Source organism: Malaciobacter canalis (assembly GCF_008000835.1).
Taxonomy (GTDB): domain Bacteria; phylum Campylobacterota; class Campylobacteria; order Campylobacterales; family Arcobacteraceae; genus Malaciobacter; species Malaciobacter canalis.
This window is the reverse complement of the sequence record NZ_CP042812.1, coordinates 447,444-465,403: the sequence shown is the minus strand read 5'-3', so window position 1 is coordinate 465,403 and position 17,960 is coordinate 447,444. Positions and strand designations below refer to the sequence as shown.

General features: G+C 27.0%; 12 protein-coding genes. 8 read left to right on the top strand and 4 right to left on the bottom strand.

What is annotated here, in order from left to right; translation table 11 throughout:
• Positions 1–627, top strand: a complete 627-nt coding sequence (locus ACAN_RS02320) for an energy transducer TonB (RefSeq protein ID WP_079578077.1) — start codon at positions 1–3, stop codon at positions 625–627.
• Positions 624–1,796, top strand: a complete 1,173-nt coding sequence (locus ACAN_RS02315) for a tetratricopeptide repeat protein (protein WP_099333818.1) — start codon at positions 624–626, stop codon at positions 1,794–1,796. Before ACAN_RS02320 ends, ACAN_RS02315 begins: the two co-directional genes overlap by 4 nt.
• A 39-nt stretch (positions 1,797–1,835) precedes the next feature.
• Here ACAN_RS02315 and ACAN_RS02310 read toward each other — a convergent pair whose 3' ends face one another.
• On the bottom strand, positions 1,836–3,683 hold the full coding sequence (locus ACAN_RS02310) for a histidine kinase dimerization/phosphoacceptor domain -containing protein (RefSeq protein WP_099333817.1): 1,848 nt from the start codon (positions 3,681–3,683) through the stop codon (positions 1,836–1,838).
• Positions 3,676–4,398, bottom strand: a complete 723-nt coding sequence (locus tag ACAN_RS02305; protein WP_165773045.1) for a response regulator — start codon at positions 4,396–4,398, stop codon at positions 3,676–3,678. The genes ACAN_RS02310 and ACAN_RS02305 overlap by 8 nt, the downstream gene beginning before the upstream one ends.
• Before the next feature lie 142 nt (positions 4,399–4,540).
• Between ACAN_RS02305 and ACAN_RS02300 the strand changes: the two genes are divergently transcribed.
• Positions 4,541–6,508 carry a TonB-dependent receptor domain-containing protein gene (locus tag ACAN_RS02300; RefSeq protein ID WP_099333815.1) on the top strand — a complete coding sequence of 656 codons (1,968 nt, stop codon included), beginning with the start codon at positions 4,541–4,543 and terminating at the stop codon, positions 6,506–6,508.
• 136 nt (positions 6,509–6,644) lie between these two features.
• Here ACAN_RS02300 and ACAN_RS02295 read toward each other — a convergent pair whose 3' ends face one another.
• Positions 6,645–7,628: a helix-turn-helix transcriptional regulator gene (locus ACAN_RS02295; RefSeq protein WP_099333814.1), complete on the bottom strand. Its 984-nt coding sequence runs from the start codon at positions 7,626–7,628 to the stop codon at positions 6,645–6,647.
• Positions 7,629–7,743: 115 nt separating this feature from the next.
• Here ACAN_RS02295 and ACAN_RS02290 point away from each other — a divergent pair, with 115 nt between their 5' ends.
• Positions 7,744–9,843 carry a TonB-dependent receptor gene (locus ACAN_RS02290; protein ID WP_099333813.1) on the top strand — a complete coding sequence of 700 codons (2,100 nt, stop codon included), beginning with the start codon at positions 7,744–7,746 and terminating at the stop codon, positions 9,841–9,843.
• 20 nt (positions 9,844–9,863) lie between these two features.
• Here ACAN_RS02290 and ACAN_RS02285 read toward each other — a convergent pair whose 3' ends face one another.
• Entirely contained in the window at positions 9,864–10,841 is a 978-nt protein-coding gene (locus tag ACAN_RS02285; protein WP_099333812.1) for a helix-turn-helix domain-containing protein, read from the bottom strand.
• A gap of 112 nt (positions 10,842–10,953) precedes the next feature.
• On the opposite strand from ACAN_RS02285, the gene ACAN_RS02280 reads away from it, so the two are divergent.
• From ACAN_RS02280 to ACAN_RS02265, 4 genes are all read left to right on the top strand, one after another.
• Positions 10,954–13,065 carry a TonB-dependent receptor gene (locus tag ACAN_RS02280; protein WP_099333811.1) on the top strand — a complete coding sequence of 704 codons (2,112 nt, stop codon included), beginning with the start codon at positions 10,954–10,956 and terminating at the stop codon, positions 13,063–13,065.
• Between the two features lie 109 nt (positions 13,066–13,174).
• On the top strand, positions 13,175–14,962 hold the full coding sequence (locus ACAN_RS02275; RefSeq protein WP_099333810.1) for an ABC transporter ATP-binding protein: 1,788 nt from the start codon (positions 13,175–13,177) through the stop codon (positions 14,960–14,962).
• On the top strand, positions 14,952–16,715 hold the full coding sequence (locus tag ACAN_RS02270; protein WP_099333809.1) for an ABC transporter ATP-binding protein: 1,764 nt from the start codon (positions 14,952–14,954) through the stop codon (positions 16,713–16,715). Before ACAN_RS02275 ends, ACAN_RS02270 begins: the two co-directional genes overlap by 11 nt.
• The gene (locus ACAN_RS02265; RefSeq protein WP_099333808.1) at positions 16,715–17,959 is read left to right on the top strand and encodes an MFS transporter; all 1,245 of its coding nucleotides are present in this window, start codon (positions 16,715–16,717) and stop codon (positions 17,957–17,959) included. The genes ACAN_RS02270 and ACAN_RS02265 overlap by 1 nt, the downstream gene beginning before the upstream one ends.
• Position 17,960: the final 1 nt, after the last annotated feature.

The window sequence follows — 17,960 nt, the reverse complement described above, 5'->3', positions numbered from 1 at the left end:
ATGAGAGTTATCATAGCTATATGTTTATCTTTTTTTATTAGTGTTGGTATGTTTTTGCTTATGCAAAAAATGACAACTACACAAAGTGATGTAGTAAAAAAAGAGTCAAATCCTATACAGCTTACATATCTAAGAGATAAAAAAGATACGCATATTGAGAAGAAAAAAAGAGTTAAACCAAAAGAGCCTGTAAAAAAAGTAGAGCCAAAAAAATTAGATTTAAAAACAAATCTAAACAAAAAACTTGATAAAAATATGAAAATCAAGCCATTGGCGGTTAATCCAAATATTGATATATCTTCAATTAACTCTTTAAATGGGGCGCAAATTGAGTTAGGTTCAAACCTTTTAGATGCAAATATGTTAACAGCAATTACAAGAGTAAATCCAAGGTACCCAAGAAGAGCTAAGATAAGAAGACAAGAGGGATTTGTACAACTTGCGTTTAAAATAGATTCAAGTGGATTCGTTTCAGATGTAAAAGTTATGAAATCAGATCCTGAAGGTGTATTTGAAAGAGCAGCAATAAAAGCTATGAAAAGATGGAGATTTAAACCATCAAAAGATGATGTTGCTGGAACTTTTAAAAATGCAACAATTACATTTAACTTTAGGTTGGCAAGATGATTAAAAAATTACTAATTGTAGTAGTACTTTGTTTAAGCAGTGGATTGTATGCAAAAAGTAGTATGTCAAAAAGTACATACAATAGCTTGATGAAAGCTCAAGAGTTTATGCAAAAAGAGGATTTTAAAAAAGCAAAAGTTATGCTTGAGAAACTTTTAAAAGAGGATAAAAACTCTTATGAAAAATCATATATTTTACAAACATTAGCAAATGTTTATATAAATGATGGAGAGTATAATAAAGTTGCAAAAGCATATGAAGATATTATAAAATTTAAAGCTTTTGAAGAAAAAAGTATCCAAAGTATTAAATTTTCCCTTTCAAAAGTATATCTTTCAAATGAACAGTACAAAAAAAGCTTAGCTTTGTCAAAAGAGCTTTTAAATAGTAAAGACATAAACAAAGAAGATATATATGAAAATTTGATACTTGCTTATTATTATGAAAAAGATTATAAAAATAGTGTTAAATATTCAAAAAAATATTTCTCTTTAAAAAAAGATATAAAAGAGTCTTGGTATAAAGTAATCTACTCTTCGTATGTAGAATTAAAAGATTATAAAAATGCAATTAGTATTATGAAAAAGATGGTGAAAATATTTAATACAAAAGAAGAGTACTGGGTACAATTAGCCTCACTTTATCAACAAGAGAATCAATTAAAAAAATCTCTTTCAACTTTAGAGTTAGCATACAAAAACAATATTCTTACAAAAAAAGATAATATTTTATACTTTATAAATATTCTTCTTCAAAATGAAGTTTATAAAAAAGCTGGTGAACTTTTAACTAAAGCAGTTGATGAAAAAATGATAAAAGAAGATCAAAAAATCTTCGAAATTATTGTTTCAAGTTATTTAAACTCAAAACAAATTGATTTAGCAATACAAAAACTTCAAGAATCTAAATTTGCAAAGAAAAATAAATTTCAAATGATTCTTGCAAATATTTATTATAACCAACAAGAGTATTCTAAAAGTATAGAAATAGTTAATAAAATGCAAACTAAAAGAAACAGTAAACTTGATGGAGAAAAACAGATACTTAAAGCCTTATGCTACTATGAACTAGATAATAAACCACAAAGTATTAAAACCTTAAAACAAATAGTAAACAACCCTTATCACAAAAGAAAAGCAAAATCTATTTTAAAACAGTTAAGAAGTTAATTCCTAGCTGTTAATGATATTTTAATAGTGCTTTGAGAGTTAACTCTCAAAGCTTATTATATATTTTAATCCACCATCATTTTTATAATCTATCTTTCCTAGTAGTTGCTTTTGTGAGATAGAAACAATAAGCCTTAGTCCCAAGCTTTTACTTTTATAAATATCAAAATTTTGGGGTAAACCTTTTCCATTGTCAGCAATCTCAAGAACATATTGTAAATCTTGCTTTTTGAAAGTTATTTCAAAAAAGTTATGAGATGATTTTTCTTCAAAAGCATATTTTAAACTATTTGTAAAACATTCATTAATTATCAAACCACAAGGTAATGCATGCTCAATATCTAAAAATATATCATCAATATTAAGCTTTATATCTAAATGTTCAATATGATATGCATTTTTAATATCCCAAATAAGTTCATGAATATATTTTTTAAAAGGAATTTTGTTTAAATCTTTACTTTCATAAAGTTTTCTATGAACTAATTCCATAATATAAACTCTTTCTTGAATATCAGTAAGAACTTCTTTTGTATTTTTATCACTTACTTTTCGTTTTTGAAGTTTTATTAAACTTATAGTAAATGCCAAATTATTTTTTACCCTATGGTGAATCTCTTTTAATAGTGTATTTTTTTCATCTAAAGAGTTTTTTAACTCTTGTGTTCTCTCTTCTACTTTTAAATCAAGAAGTTTAATATTACTTTCCATAGAATCAAGCATCAAATCAAAAGTTTGTCCTAATTGCCCAATTGCATCTTCACCTTTTATATTTGACCTAAATTTTAAATTGCCACTTTGTACTTGTTTTGATGTATTCACTAAAGTATCTAAGCTTTTTGAAAACTTTCTAAAGAGTAAATATCCAATTAATATTGCAAAAATAAAAGACATAATTGCAGCAGGAAAAAGCTTCCAAAAGGCCTTATCAATTGCCTTATATAAATCTTCTTCATAAACTGTTGTTAAAAATATCAATCTTCTTACAGGGTCATTATTAATACTTCTAACCCATGTTAAAGCTTTCTTGCCATTTAAAATATGAGTAATAGGCTTGCCATTACTAGCACTTAAAATATCATTTGCACTTAATGTACCTGTATTTATACTCTTTACATCAGATAGTTTACTAATACAATATTTATTATTTGTAGGCTTATCTTTTTTATTATATAAAGGATTATTTGTAGCATCTTTTACATTTAACCACATCAAAAAAGTATTTCCTTTATGTAAGTGATTAGTATATGAAAAACTCTTTTGTACATACTTTTTTATCTTTTTCTCTTCATTATTCTCATTGTCATAAAACAAGTCACTATTACAAGAAAGTAATAAATTACTCTTTTTATCAAACTTCATACTATAAACTATATGACTAGTAATTGAAGGACAAAAATTCTTTTCATGTTTTTTTATATAGTTTTTCCAACTATTTACTTTATGATTTGAATTTTTGTATTGAATATACCCATCATTATTTAGCATGTTATTTAGATGATATGATTGCTTATTTGAGTTATCTATTAAAGCTACTTGACAAGATAGTTCTTTAGAAAACTTTTTAAGAAGAGACTCTTGCTGTAAAAATGATGCTTTCTTTAATTTTAAAGATAAGTTTCTAAGCTTCGCTTCGATATTTAATCTAATTATTTTATAGTTTTTCTTACCATCATTTCTAATATATTTTACTGCTAAATGAAGTTGTTGTGTATTTAAAGCAATTGTTTGCTCTACTTGTTTTATCTCATGTTCATACTGCTCTTTTTCCATTTTTGGTATGATAAGCAAAAAAAGAATGGATAATAAAACTAAAGCTAATACAATAAGAGATAAAAAAAGTTTTGAAGAAAAAGATAATCTTACAAAAGTATTAAAACTAGTCAAGTTTTAGCCTATAACCAAACTCATAAACATTTTCAAAAACCTCAGCATCAAGCTTTGCTCTTAATCTATAAACTAGTGTTCTTAATTTTCCCATATCAGATAGTGATTCACCTCTATAAATATATGAAATTATTTGCTCAAAACTAACTGACTCTTTTGGATTTTCACTTAAGATATCAAAAAATTTTAATTCATTTCCTGTTAATTTTATACTATTTAAGCCCTTTGATAAAACTCTTTTTGTTCTATCATACTTATAGTTTTGCGCTAAATCAATAACTATTTGCTCGCTCATAAGATTTTTATTTTTAAAAAAATAGTTGTGCTTATGAAGTGCTGTTTTAATAGCAATATCAATATCTTTTTCTCTACAAGGCTTTATTAAATATGCATAAGGTTCACTTTCCATAGACTTTTTAACTGTTAAATCATCACTATAAGAAGTTAAAAAAATAATTGGTATTTTATGAGTTTGCCAAATCTCTTTTGCAGCTTCTAATCCACTTTTATAGCCTTTTAAGTTAATATCCATAATTACAATATCTGGCTTATTTTCATTTACATGTTTTATTGCATCTTGTGCTGTTGATTCTATTCCTGATATTTCATATCCCATCTCTTCCAGTGAGCTTTCCATATCAATTGCTAATACCATTTCATCTTCTACTATCAATATTTCTACAGTTTTTTGTAAAAATTCCATTAATTTGTTCATTAAATCTCCAATTGTGATTTGAATGTGATTTATATTAGTTATGATACTCACTATCATTTTAAAGTTTGTTAAAAGTAAAAGGTGAATACAATTCAATTTTTATTTTTCAATTTAAAAATACACACAAGAGATAAGGAATATAATGAATAGAAAAATACTTTTAAGTTCAATTGCTTCTTTAGCAATTTTTTCTTTAAATGCAAATGCACAAGATACAAAAAAGATAAATTCAGTTGATGTTTGGGAAACTGAAATTGTTAGTTCTTCTTTAAACTTAGGAAAAGATTCAATTGAAACTAAGCAAGCTGACCACTTAAGTGATTTATTAAGAGGATTACCAGGTGTTGATGTTGGAGGAAGTCACTCAATGAATAATAAAATTATCATTAGAGGAATAAAAGATGAAGATATCAATATTACTATTGATGGTGCAAAACAGCCTAATGTTGATATGTTTCACCATCAAAGTACTCTAAAAGTCAATCCTGATATTCTAAAAAAAGTAAATATTGAAGTGGGTGCTAACTCTGTAGTTCATGGAGAACTAGGAGGTTCAATAGAGTTTGAAACAAAAGATGGAAAAGACTTTTTAGAAAATGGTGATAAAGCTGGAGCAATTGTTTCTACTAAATATAATAGTAATGATAGTGTTGGAGCATCACTTGCTACATATGGAAAAATAACAGATAACTCTGATTTCTTTATTTATTATGATCAGATTGAAAATGAAAATTGGAAAACAGGAGATGGAACCAAAGAAAAAGGAAGAGAAGGTACTATTAAAAACCTTTTATTAAAGTATGGTATTGACTTAGACGATACGCAAAGAGTATCTTTTTCTTATGATAGACTAGAAGATGAAGGTGATTATCACCCAAGACCAAATTTTAGCACAGCAGTAAATGAAGCAATTAATGTTGCAAGAGGAGCTCCTGCAGATTTAATTCATCCAACTGAATATATTAGAAACACTTACACATTAAAGCATACAATTGATAAAGGAGAAAATCTACTTATAAACTCTTCTTTATATTTTAATGAAATGGATTTAACAAGACATGAATCAAACTCTAATAAAAGAGGAGATGTTTTTAATGCTGTTGTAGAGAATAAAGGTTTTAGCACAAAAGCTCAATCAAATATCAACTATAAAGATATTCTTAATACTTTTACATATGGATTTTCTTATGATGTACAAACAAGTGAAGTAACTACTGATGGCGATGCATATGGAGATGATGAAGAATCTAAAACTTTTGCCTTATTTATCGAAGATGCAATTGATTTTAATAATGGACTTATATTAACTCCAGGAATTAGAGCTACAAAATATAAACTTGATGGAGTTGTTGCAGATGTAAGTGAAAAAGAGATAACTTATTCTCTTGCTGCTGAATATGCGGTGACTGATAGTTTATCATTACTTGCAAGTCATACAACACTATTTAAAGGTGCTCCTATGCAAGAAGTTTTTGCAAGTTATAGAACAAGAGCTACAACGCAAAACTCAAATATTAAATCAGAAACAGGTTATAACAATGAAGTTGGGTTTAAATATATCAAAGATAATGTACTAGGTGCAGATAATATTGGAATATTAACTAAATATTATGTTACAAAAATCAATGATGATATCGGTTTTGATAATACATACAAAATGGTTAATTTAGGAGATACAAAAACAAAAGGTATTGAAGCAAGTTTTGCTTATAACTTACATGACTTTAATGCTTTATTTACATACTCAAGAATGGATTCAGAAGTACTTTATACAAGAGAAGCGCTTGAACAAGAAACAGGAGATACATTTACTCTTGGATTAAACTATCAAGCTACACCTGAAGTTGGACTTTCTTGGCAATCAATCTTTGTTAAAGATGAAAACGATGTAAAAGATATAGAAAAAGAGGGGTATCATGTACATGATTTAGCTGTTAAATATATACCAAAATCAATAAAAGGTTTAAAAGTAATTGCTGGAATTGATAATATATTTGATAAAGCTTATGCTTCTCACTCTTCTTTTCAAGGTGATTTAAGAGCATTTGGTGATGCAACAGATTATGAGCCAGGAAGAAACTTCAAAGTTACTCTTTCTTATAAATTCTAGGAAAATTATGTTTGAAAAAACAAAAAGTTTTTACATGAAACTAAGTCAATAATTGGCTTAGTTCATGGTTTTATAGCCTGTATAAGTACAGCACTTTTTATTTTTATTAATGGTGATTATACTAGCAAAATATTACCTAAAAATAATAAGTTCTATTTTTTACTAACTCTTTTGGATTAACTTTAAAATATTTTGTAAAAGCTACTGTAAAACTTTGTTGATGTTTATAACCTACAATACTTGAAACCTCAGCAATATTATAATCACCTGTACTTAGTAACTCTTTTGCTTTTTGCATTCTTGCTTGCAGTACTAAACTTCCAGGAGTTGTATTAAAAAGCTCTTTAAATCCTAATTTTAATTTAAATTCGTTTAAAGCAACTTCTTTACTTAAATCACTTATAGAATAAACCTTTTGGGAAGATAATATTAACTCTTTTGCTTTTTTTAAAGATTTTATATCTAAAGAGTTAAATTTTACTTTTTTACAAGTACAAATATTTTCTTTATTTAAATTAAATATATCTTTAAATTCACTATAAATAATCTCATATGCTTTACTTTGCAAATATAAAGTATCTAAATCTCCCTCATAAGGTGAGTTATATAGTTCATTTGCCAAGATTTTTGTTTTATAACTTGCTAAAGATTTTTTTATATTTGTTGAAATATGATTTTGGAAATTTCTTCTTAATAACTTTGTATTATTAAAACCTTTAAAGAAATATTTTTCTAAAAAAGAGTCTCTTATTACAAGGCAAAGAGATTTTGTTTTTGTAAAATTATCAAAAATAATTGAACCATCATAGCTATTTACATATTTTATTAAAATCTCATCTTTTTTAAACAAAAGTTTTGAATTATTACTGTTATCAGTATAAATTACATCATCTTCAAGATTTATAGCAATACAAAGTCCAGAAACTTTTGAAAAAGATTTAATCTCTAATTTTTTATTTACTAATGCACTTGTTTTAAACATGAAAATATTATCTTCAATAATCTCTTTATTACTTTTTATAACTCCTAAATCATTTGGAATATTATGTTGCCAACAATTACACTCATTACTACTTAATATAAAATCCTCAAAATCAATGCTACTTATTCTATATGACATTTAATCCCTCAAAGTTAAAAATAAATCCTTAATTCATAAAAAATAGATTATAATTAATTATGATTATCATTATAATATTATCTCAAAAATACTTTAGATAATATAAGGAAACAAAATGAATAAAGCCATTAGCTTAATACTATCGAGTTTGATTTGCACTTCTATTGCTTATGCACATAATGAGCATGAAAAAAAATCTACTAATTTAGATAGTATTACCGTAACTGCAAATAAGATTGAGGAGAACATAAAAGATGTACCTCAAAGTATAACAGTTTTAGATGAGACTACACTGCAAGAAAAAGGCATCAAAACCGTAATTGATGTGATAAATCAAGTACCAGGAATGTATGCAGCAAACTCTACTTCTGGAACTTATATAAATTTTAGAGGATTAAATACCTCTTTATTTACAAATAATAATCCTGTTGTAGTTTATATCAATGGTATTCCTATGGCAAATAGGTTTAATTTTAACCCTGCTTTAGCAAATGTACAAAGAGTAGAAGTATTAAGAGGTCCTCAAGGAACTTTATATGGGAAAGATGCAATTGGAGCAGTTATTAATATTGTGACAAAAGAAGCAAATAACTACTATAATGGTTCATTAAATTTAGAGTATGGAAGCAACAACTACAATCTTGCTAATTTTTATATAAATGGCCCTATTATAAAAGACAGACTATTTTGGGGACTTAATGGAAATTTTCAAAAAGATGATGGTTGGATAAAAAACACTTATCCTGGGATGAATGACCATGCAAATAGACAAAATAGTAGAAAAGTTAATACTTACTTTTTATATAAACCTACAGATAGATTAAGTTTAAAATTAAACCTTACAGATGAACATGAAAAAAAACATTGGTCAAATGGATATTCACAAAGTGACCAAATAGATGTAAGTGATGCAAATAGAGATGATGCCGAACACTTTAGTTTTGATGTTCCAACTGTTGAAATATTGGATACTCAAGCACAAAGTTTTCAAGCAAAATATGCTTTTAATAACTTTGATTTTAGTTCTCTTACTACACATAAGAAGTTTAATATTGATGGAGAGTATGATGCAGATTATTCTGATAATCCTGCTTTTAAAGAACTTTATCAAATGAATAAAAGTGAAACAAAATCATGGACACAAGAGTTTAGACTTTCAAGTACAAATAGTGAAGATTTTAGATGGGTTGCTGGTTTATATTTTGAAGATGAAAAGCTTGATAATGGTCCATATGGAATGCAGTTTAACATGATGGGAACAAAAATGCTTCAAGATGCCCAATCAATAACAAATAGTAAAACTCAAGCTCTATTTGGACAAGTTACTATTCCATTTTATGAAGACTTTGAATTAACTTTAGGTGGAAGATACCAAAGAATAAAAAAAGATATAGATTTAGATATGTATATGCTTCCAGTTGGTGTTTCTGGTCCAGCAATGAATCACTTTAATGATGAAAAAACATGGAATACTTTTTTACCAAAGCTTGCCCTTTCATATAAAATAAATGAAGATTGGACAACATATACATCAATTTCAAAAGGATATATGCCAGGTGGATTTAACTATTTTGCTATGAATAATGACAAAGATGCAAACTCATTTGAAGCACAAAAATCTACAAACTATGAGATAGGATTAAAAGGTTCATTTGATAAAACAGATTTAACTTTATCAATTTTTAGAATGGATATAAAAGATGTTCATGTTTATAAATCTTTATCTACTTCTGTATGGTTAACAGATAATGCTAAAAAAGCTTATTCTCAAGGTGTTGAATTAGAGATTAGTCACTATCCAAATAGCAATTGGGAATTAACAAGTGCATTTGGATTTACAGATGCAAAATATAAACAGTATGATGCAGGTGATGCAAAATATGATGATGAAAAGATTCAATTAACTCCTGAATATACAGCAAGAGTTGGTATAGGATATTTTAATCCTAGTGGATTTTATTCAAGAGCAGATATAAATCTTCAAGGACCAACATATTTTTTCCATGATTCAAAAAATAAAATGGATAAACAAGATAGTTACATAACAACAAATGTTAAATTTGGTTATAAATATAAAGATTGGGATTTTTATGCTTATGCAAACAATATTTTTGACGAAAAGTATGTAACAGCATTTGATACAGCAGGAGGAATGTCAAGAATCACTTTTGGAGACCCAAGAAAAATAGGAGTTGGATTAAGATATAGTTTTTAAGAAAAGAGAGTCCTCTTTTCTTAATAGTAGTATTTTCTTGATTTTATAAACTCTTTTGGATTTACATTAAATCTTTTTTTAAATGCAGTTGTAAAGCTTTGAACATATTTATAACCTACTAATTTTGAAATCTCAGTAATATTAAGCTCACTACTTTCTAATAATTTTCTTGCTTCAAGCATTCTAAACTCCAAGATTAAAGCCCCTGGTGTAGTATTAAAAAGCTTCTTAAAACCATACTTTAATTTGAACTCATTTAAAGCTACTTCTTTTGAGAGTTTTGGAAGATTAAGAAAAAATCTTTTTTCACAAATTAAACTCTTTGCTTTTTGTAAGGCATAAATATCTTCTTTTGTAAGTTTTACCTCTTTTTTTATATTTTTTAGTCTATTTTTTTGTAAAATATCAGATAACTCATGAAAAACTATCTCATAAACTTTACTTTGTAAATAGATTTTATGCAACTCCCCTTCATAAGGAGAATTAAAAATCTCATGGGCTAAAATCTTTGTTTTTAGATTTGTTTGAGCAGTCTTAAAATTAGTAGAAATATTTTTTTCATAGTTTTTCAAAACTGACTCTTTATTAGATATTTTCTCTAAAAAAAACTCTTGTAAAAAATCACCTTTAATTATTATTCCAATATCTTTTAAGATACTATCTTTATTGACTTCAAATAAAGATTGACTTTGATTAATATACTTTACAAACATACTATTTGCACATTTATTTGTTTGTTCATCTAAAATTTTATCTGTATATTTTAAACTGCCATCTAATACAATATTTATACATAAGCCCTCCTCACTAGAAGAGGATTCTAAAGATACATCATCCTTGAAATTAAAGCTATTTTTATATAAAAAAATATCATCAGATATTATAGTTTTTTCTACTTCAACACTTCCACTTTCATTTGGAAAATCTACTTTTATATTATCTTTTAAGTCTTTTACAAAAAAGTTCTCTAAATCATTCAAATCATATAACTTTGACACAAAATACCTTTTTATTAATTAATAATACAATTATCATAACTTTATTATTGATTTTCATTATCATTATAAGTATATTGCAAATCAAATTAAAACTATATTTAAAGGTAAGAAAATGAACAAGAAACATGTACTATTATCACTTAGTGCATCTTTAGTGATTTTATCAAATTCACTTATGGCAGATAAAAAAAGTGTTGAGTTATCAGATATTACAGTTACTGCACAAAAAACAGAACAAAATATTCAAAAAGTACCTATGTCAGTAAATGTTTTAGATGAGTTTTTTATTGAAGATGCAGGTATCAAAAACACTAGAGAAATTGCATCTTATATTCCAAACTTAACAACTATGCATGGTGGTTCTAGGGACTACTTTTCAAGAATTGCAATAAGAGGTATTTCAAATACAGGAGTAGGAGAACCTGCAGTTGCGCTATATATTGATGATGTATCTTATGCAGATTTATTTGCTTTTGACTCTCCACTTTTTGAAGTAGAAAGAATTGAGGTTTTAAAAGGTCCACAAGGAACTTTATATGGGAAAAATACAGAGGCTGGAGTTATAAATATAATTACTAAAAAACCTTCAAATGAACTATCAGGAAGAGTAAATCTTGAAGCAGGAGATTATGACTCAAAACAAATTATGGCATATTTAAACCTTCCATTAATCCAAGATAAACTATTTTTAAAGATGTCTGCATTAAAGTCTAAAAGAGATGGTTATATCAAGAATTTATATACTTCAACAGATATAGATAATCATGATACTTTATCATTAAGAACAAATATGCTTTATAAAGTAACAGATAATTTAGAAACAAGTTTAATTTTAGGATACCAAAAATTAGATGATGATGGAGGTTTTCCTATGACTTCAATGGAAAAAGGCAAATATAAAAATGCCACTGGACTTTCAAGTTTAGATGAGTTTGAATCATCATTTAATTATAAAGGTGACAGTCAAGCCAAAACAAAAACTTCAGTTTTAAAGTTTGATTATAGTGCACAAGATTATGATTTTATTTCTATTACAAGTTATAGAGATATGGATAATCAAAGTACTTTAGATGGAGATTTTTCTCCAAGTAAAAACTTCATAGGATTTAACTCAAGAGAACTTGATTCTTTAAGTCAAGAGTTTAGACTATCTTCAACAAACAGTAGCTCTTTTAATTGGATAGTTGGAACATACTTTAACAATGAGAATGCAAATGATGAAACAGGCTATAAACTTGATGAAACTTATGCAAATATGATGGGAGTTCCTTTATATTCAGAAGATAAAATGAAAGCTGATTTAAGTTCAAGAGATATAGCAATTTTTGGACAAAGTACCATAAGGTTTTTTGATGATAGATTAGGATTAACAACAGGATTTAGATATGAAAAATCAAAAAGAAGTATGGATAAAAGAACTCACACTTTTGCAGGAGTAAACACAGCAACTCCTATGAAAAATATGGAAAAAACAAACTCAATTGTTCTTCCAAAACTTTCACTTGATTATTACATAAATAAAAATATGATGGTTTATACAACAGCTTCAAAAGGTTATAAAGCTGGTGGTTTTTCATATGCAGTTGACAATAAAGAGCTTGCAGAGTTTGATCCAGAAATATCAAATGCATTAGAAGTTGGTATAAAATCTAAATTTCCTAATTTAGGTTTAACTTTTAATATGGTTGCTTTTTATACAAAAGTTGATGATTATCAAGACAGAATTCAAGTAAATCCTACAACTATTATGCAAGCTAATGTAACAGAAGTTGATATAAAAGGTTTAGAGTTTGAAACTTCATATTCACTTACAAATAATCTAACATTAAGTGGAAATTTTGGTTTAGTATCGGCAAAATATGGAGATTATGAAGATTTAATTGCAAATAAAAACTATAAAGATAATAAAGTAGCAATGATTCCTAAATATGATTTTAATGTAGGATTAAAGTATAGAAATCCAAATGGTATTTTTGCAAACTTTGAAGCATTGCATACAGGAGAAAAACAGTTTGATAGATCAAATGAAAAAAAAGTTGAGTCTTATACAGTTTATAATGCAAAAATTGGTTATGAACAAGATAATTGGGATTTATATTTTGGAATAAAAAATATAACAAATAAAGAGTATTTCTTAGATGGTTTTCATGATACAATAGTAGGATATATGGGAGCAGTTGGAAATCCTAGAACTTTTAATGTTGCATTTAATTATAGATTTTAGGAAAAAATACCTTTATGTAAAAAAATAATCCTTTATACATAAATTCATTCTTGTATTTGATAGTAATTATTATTATAATTTTACTCAATATAAGAAATAAAGGTAGTTTATGGAAAACGAAAAAATGAAAAAAAGTTTATGGGCTATAATGAAGCCCGTAAACTTGCATATTAATAGTGCAATATTATTAGCAGCTTTTTCTGGTATCACTTCAGTTATTGCACTTACTTTTTTAGCATTTGTAGTTTCACTAACAGTTAATACAAACACAACTTTTTTAGGAATTACAATGGATTTTGACACAGCTTTTATATATCTAGCTGTAATATCTTTTATCTCATTTTTTTCAAGAAAATATGCTTTTATAATCTCTCATTTTGGAGCATTTAAACTTGAAGAGATTTTAAGAACAAATCTCTCTAAACATTTGGCAAAGGTTCCCTTAGGTTTTATAACAACAACAGGAACAGGAAAATTAAAAAAAGTTTTATTAGATGATATTAAAAATCTTCATGCCTTTGTTGCAGATACAACTCCAATGATAGGAAGAAGTATTTCTACACCTATTGCTTCTTTAATTTTAATGTTAATAATTGATTATAGATTAGCTTTTGCTTCTATTGTGGTTTTAATACTTGGCGTTATTATTATGAGTTATGTTATGAAAGACTCTCAAGTTTATAGACAAGCATATGAAAACTCTCAATCAAATATAAATAAAGCAGTTGTAGAGTTTGTTCAAGCTATGCCAATAGTTAGAACTTTTGATGATGGAACAAGCTCTTTCAAAAGATATAATGAGTCCTTAGAAAACTATAAAACAAATTTAAAAAATTGGATAAATGAAACAGGTGTAGCTGCAAAGTTTGCAATGGCAATCTTAAGTCCAATGCCAACTATTTTAGCAGTTAGTGGTATTGGAGCATATTTTGTTTTAAATGGTAGTTTAGATTTAGTATCATTTTTAGCAGTTTTATTAATTGCAACAGGGATGAGTGATGCTTTAATGCCTTTAATGTGGATGAGTAACTTTGTAAAAAAGTCACAAGCAGCTGCTTATAGAATTGCTGATATATCAAATGAAGAGGAGTTATATTATTCAAATAAAGTTAAAGAGTTAAACTCTTTTGATATTGAGTTTAAAAATGTTGGATTTAAATACGAAAATAGAGATTCAAACGCCCTTGAAAATATTAATTTTGAAGTAAAACAGGGTACAAAAACTGCTATTATAGGCTCATCAGGAGCAGGAAAAAGCACTATTGCAAAGTTGATTCCTAGATTTTGGGATGTAAGCTTTGGAGAAATTTTGATTGACAATCAAAATATTAAAGATATTGATTCAAAAACATTAATGAATAGCGTTGCTTTTGTATTTCAAGATACATATCTTTTCCACGACACAATTAAAAATAATATTAAATTAGCAAATGAAAAAGCTACAGATGAACAAGTAATACAAGCTTGCAAAGCTGCACAAATTCATGAGTTTATAATGACTTTACCAAATGGCTATGACACTTTAGTTGGAGATAAAGGCTCAAGACTTTCAGGAGGACAAAAACAAAGAGTTACAATTGCAAGAGCTATATTAAGAGATGCACAAATAATTGTATTAGATGAAGCTACTTCATATGCAGATGCACAAAGTGAAGAAAAACTTATAAAAGCACTAGCAAATCTTATGAAAAATAAAACAGTAATTATTATTGCACATAGACTCTCAACAATCAAAGATGCAGACCAGATTTTACTTTTTGAAAAAGGTAGATTATTAGCAAAAGGAACACATGAAGAGTTACTTAAAAACTCTTTTGATTATATTGATTTATATACAAGCTATGAAAAAGCTTATAACTGGGATATAGATAACAAAGGAAATCATAATGACAAATAAAAGATTTAGCTCTTTATATGAGGTTTATAAGTTATCAGTTGAAATTGCAGGTGAATATAATGTAGGATTTAAAAGAAGTCTTTTACTATTTTTTATCTCTTTTGTTACATTAGGTTTAGCTTTTGCAATGTTTTTTCCATTATTAAAAGCGATATTTTCTTCACAAGCAGATATAAATGAGATTATTTATTGGTTTAGTTTTATGGCATTTTTTAGTCTTATTTCAATTGTTACTAAGTGGTTTGGACACAACTTTGATTATTCAGGATATATTGTTGAAATTACAAATGAATTAAGAGTAAAACTTGGTAAAAAACTCAGAAGTATGCCTCTTCATACTTTATCAAAATATAAAACAGGGGAATTAAACTCTATTTTATCTTCAAATGTTGATGAATCAATCTTACATATGGGAGTAGTTTCTGCACTATTTATGCAAATAACTGTAGTGCCAATTGTAGTAGTTTTATTTACATTTTTTATTGATTACAAACTTGCACTTATTATGTTAGTGATTCTACCTTTTGCAATACCACTTTATATAATCAAAAGAAAAGTATCTATTGAAGAGAAAAAAGATTTCAATGATGCAAACTCAAACTTAGAGTCACAACTAATTGAATATATTCAAGGTCTTCCTGTGTTAAGATCAGTTAACCAAGTAGGTAAAAATGCAAAACAGCTTGATTTAGCAGTTAAAAAAGTAAGAACTATACAAGAAGAAGGAGCAAGTAAAAGTACACTTCCTTTACTAATCATGGGTTCACTTGTTGAAATTGTTTTATTAGTACTTGTATTTTTAGGAGGTATGTGGGTAGAAGAAGGTTCACTGGCACTTATTACTCTTGCTGCTTTACTTGTTGTAGTATCAAGACTAACAGAACCCTTAACACTCTTTTTAGGGGTTATTCCTGTATTTGATACTATGGATAGTGCTTTTAATAGAATAAAAACTGTTTTGGATATAAAGTCATTAAAAACTTTTGAACCTAAACAAAAAGCTAAAAGTTTTGATATTGAGTTTGAAAATGTTTTTTACTCATATGATAAAGATGAAACTTACTCTTTGAAAAATATAAATTTCAAAATAAAACAAAACTCATTAACTGCTATTGTTGGACATTCAGGTTGTGGGAAAACTACAATTACTAAAATGCTTATGAGATATGATGATGTATCAAAAGGAAGTGTAAAAATTGGTGGTGTAAATATTAAAAATATGACTCAAAAAGAGCTTATGAAAGATATTTCTGTAGTATTTCAAGATGTATATTTATTTGATGATACAGTATTAAATAATATAAAAATGGCAAAACCTAAAGCAACAAAAGATGAAATTATCAAAGCTTGCAAACTTGCAAACTGCCATGATTTTATACAAAATCTTCCAAACTCTTATGAAACTAATATTGGAGATTTAGGAGGAAACTTATCAGGAGGAGAGAAACAAAGAATATCAATTGCAAGGGCAATTTTAAAAGATGCTCCAATTGTAATACTTGATGAACCTACCGCTTCACTTGATACAAAAAGTGAGCTTGCTGTTCAAAAAGCTATTGATTCTCTTGTGAAAAATAGAACAGTAATTGTTATTGCACATAGGTTATCTACAATTACTCATGCAGATAATATTTTAGTAATGAATGAAGGAGAGATTATACAGCAAGGTAAGCATGAACAAATAATAGTTTCAAGTGACTTATATAAAAATATGTGGGAAGCGCAAACTAGAACAAAAGTTTGGAATAGTTGATGAAAAGCCTTACAAAAAAGCACTCTTTTTTATTCTTAAGTTTGTATGTTACGCAATTCTTAGGATTAGGCTTCTTTACAGAAGCCTTTATTGCTATTTTAAGGAAAACAGGAATGTCTTTAGAAAATCTTGGCATAGTTTATATGCTAGGATTTTTTTGGGTTTTAAGATTTGTGTGGGCTCCTTTTATTGATAAAGTAAATTTTCAAAGAATTGGTCATTATAGGTTTTGGCTAATACTTTCTCAAATAATAATGGTAAGTTCACTCTTTTTTGCATCTTTTTATGAAGTAACAACTCATATCTCAATAATTCTTTTATGCGCAGTTATTTTTTCTTTTTTCTCTGCTACTCAAGATATTGCCTTAGATGCACTTGTATATAAAACTTTAACAAAAGAGCAAAGACCTTTTGGAAATGCTATTAAAGTATCAGGAGGTCTTTTAGGATCAGTTTTAGGAGGAGGAGTTGCACTAATTATATATTCATATCTTCAATGGCAAACAACAGTTTTAATACTTGCATCTTTTACTTCTATTGCAATAATTCAACTTTTACTATTTAAAGAGCCTGCTTGGGAAAGAAAAGCTAAGCAAAAAAGATTTGTTTTTAAAGAGTTTTATAGTTTTTGGAAAGGTAAAAATAGAAAAATATGGCTTATTTTCATTCTTCTTTTTCCTTGTGCTGTTGCAACTGCCCATGGATTAATATCTCCAATTTTAGTTGATTTAGGATGGGAATTAAAAGATATTGGACTAATTGTACATATTATTGGATATAGCATTGGAATTGTTGCATCTTTTGGTGCTTCATGGCTAATAAATAAATTTGGCAAAAAAAGAGTTTTGATTTTTTGCTCAATAGGTCAAATAATAGGACTCTTTTTCTTGATTTTACTATTACATGGATATTCAAGCACTACTCATGTGATTTTAACAATTGGAACAATATTTATTTTTTATACTCCATCAACAACTGTAATTTCAACTTTGATGATGGATGAAATAGATAGTAATAATCCAGCTTCTCAATATGCAATTCAACATAGTATGTTTATGCTTTCTGGACTGATTTTTGCAAGTATGAGCATCTTTTTTTCTGGAAAATTTGGTTATGAAAATATAGTTTTAGCTATTTGCTTAATAGCTTTTGTTCCTTTGATTTTATCATTTAAAATTGATAGTTTTTTATCAAAAGAAGAAAAAGAAAAAATAGAGACAAACAGTTTAAATACAATAGGATAAA

Excerpts from the sequence above, each read along its gene's own strand:
- ACAN_RS02320 (WP_079578077.1), top strand. The coding sequence starts at position 1 with ATGAGAGTTATCATAGCTATATGTTTATCTTTTTTTATTAGTGTTGGT.
- ACAN_RS02315 (WP_099333818.1), top strand. The coding sequence starts at position 624 with ATGATTAAAAAATTACTAATTGTAGTAGTACTTTGTTTAAGCAGTGGA.
- ACAN_RS02305 (WP_165773045.1), bottom strand. The coding sequence starts at position 4,398 with ATGAACAAATTAATGGAATTTTTACAAAAAACTGTAGAAATATTGATA.
- ACAN_RS02300 (WP_099333815.1), top strand. The coding sequence starts at position 4,541 with ATGAATAGAAAAATACTTTTAAGTTCAATTGCTTCTTTAGCAATTTTT.
- ACAN_RS02295 (WP_099333814.1), bottom strand. The coding sequence starts at position 7,628 with ATGTCATATAGAATAAGTAGCATTGATTTTGAGGATTTTATATTAAGT.
- ACAN_RS02290 (WP_099333813.1), top strand. The coding sequence starts at position 7,744 with ATGAATAAAGCCATTAGCTTAATACTATCGAGTTTGATTTGCACTTCT.
- ACAN_RS02280 (WP_099333811.1), top strand. The coding sequence starts at position 10,954 with ATGAACAAGAAACATGTACTATTATCACTTAGTGCATCTTTAGTGATT.
- ACAN_RS02275 (WP_099333810.1), top strand. The coding sequence starts at position 13,175 with ATGGAAAACGAAAAAATGAAAAAAAGTTTATGGGCTATAATGAAGCCC.
- ACAN_RS02270 (WP_099333809.1), top strand. The coding sequence starts at position 14,952 with ATGACAAATAAAAGATTTAGCTCTTTATATGAGGTTTATAAGTTATCA.
- ACAN_RS02265 (WP_099333808.1), top strand. The coding sequence starts at position 16,715 with ATGAAAAGCCTTACAAAAAAGCACTCTTTTTTATTCTTAAGTTTGTAT.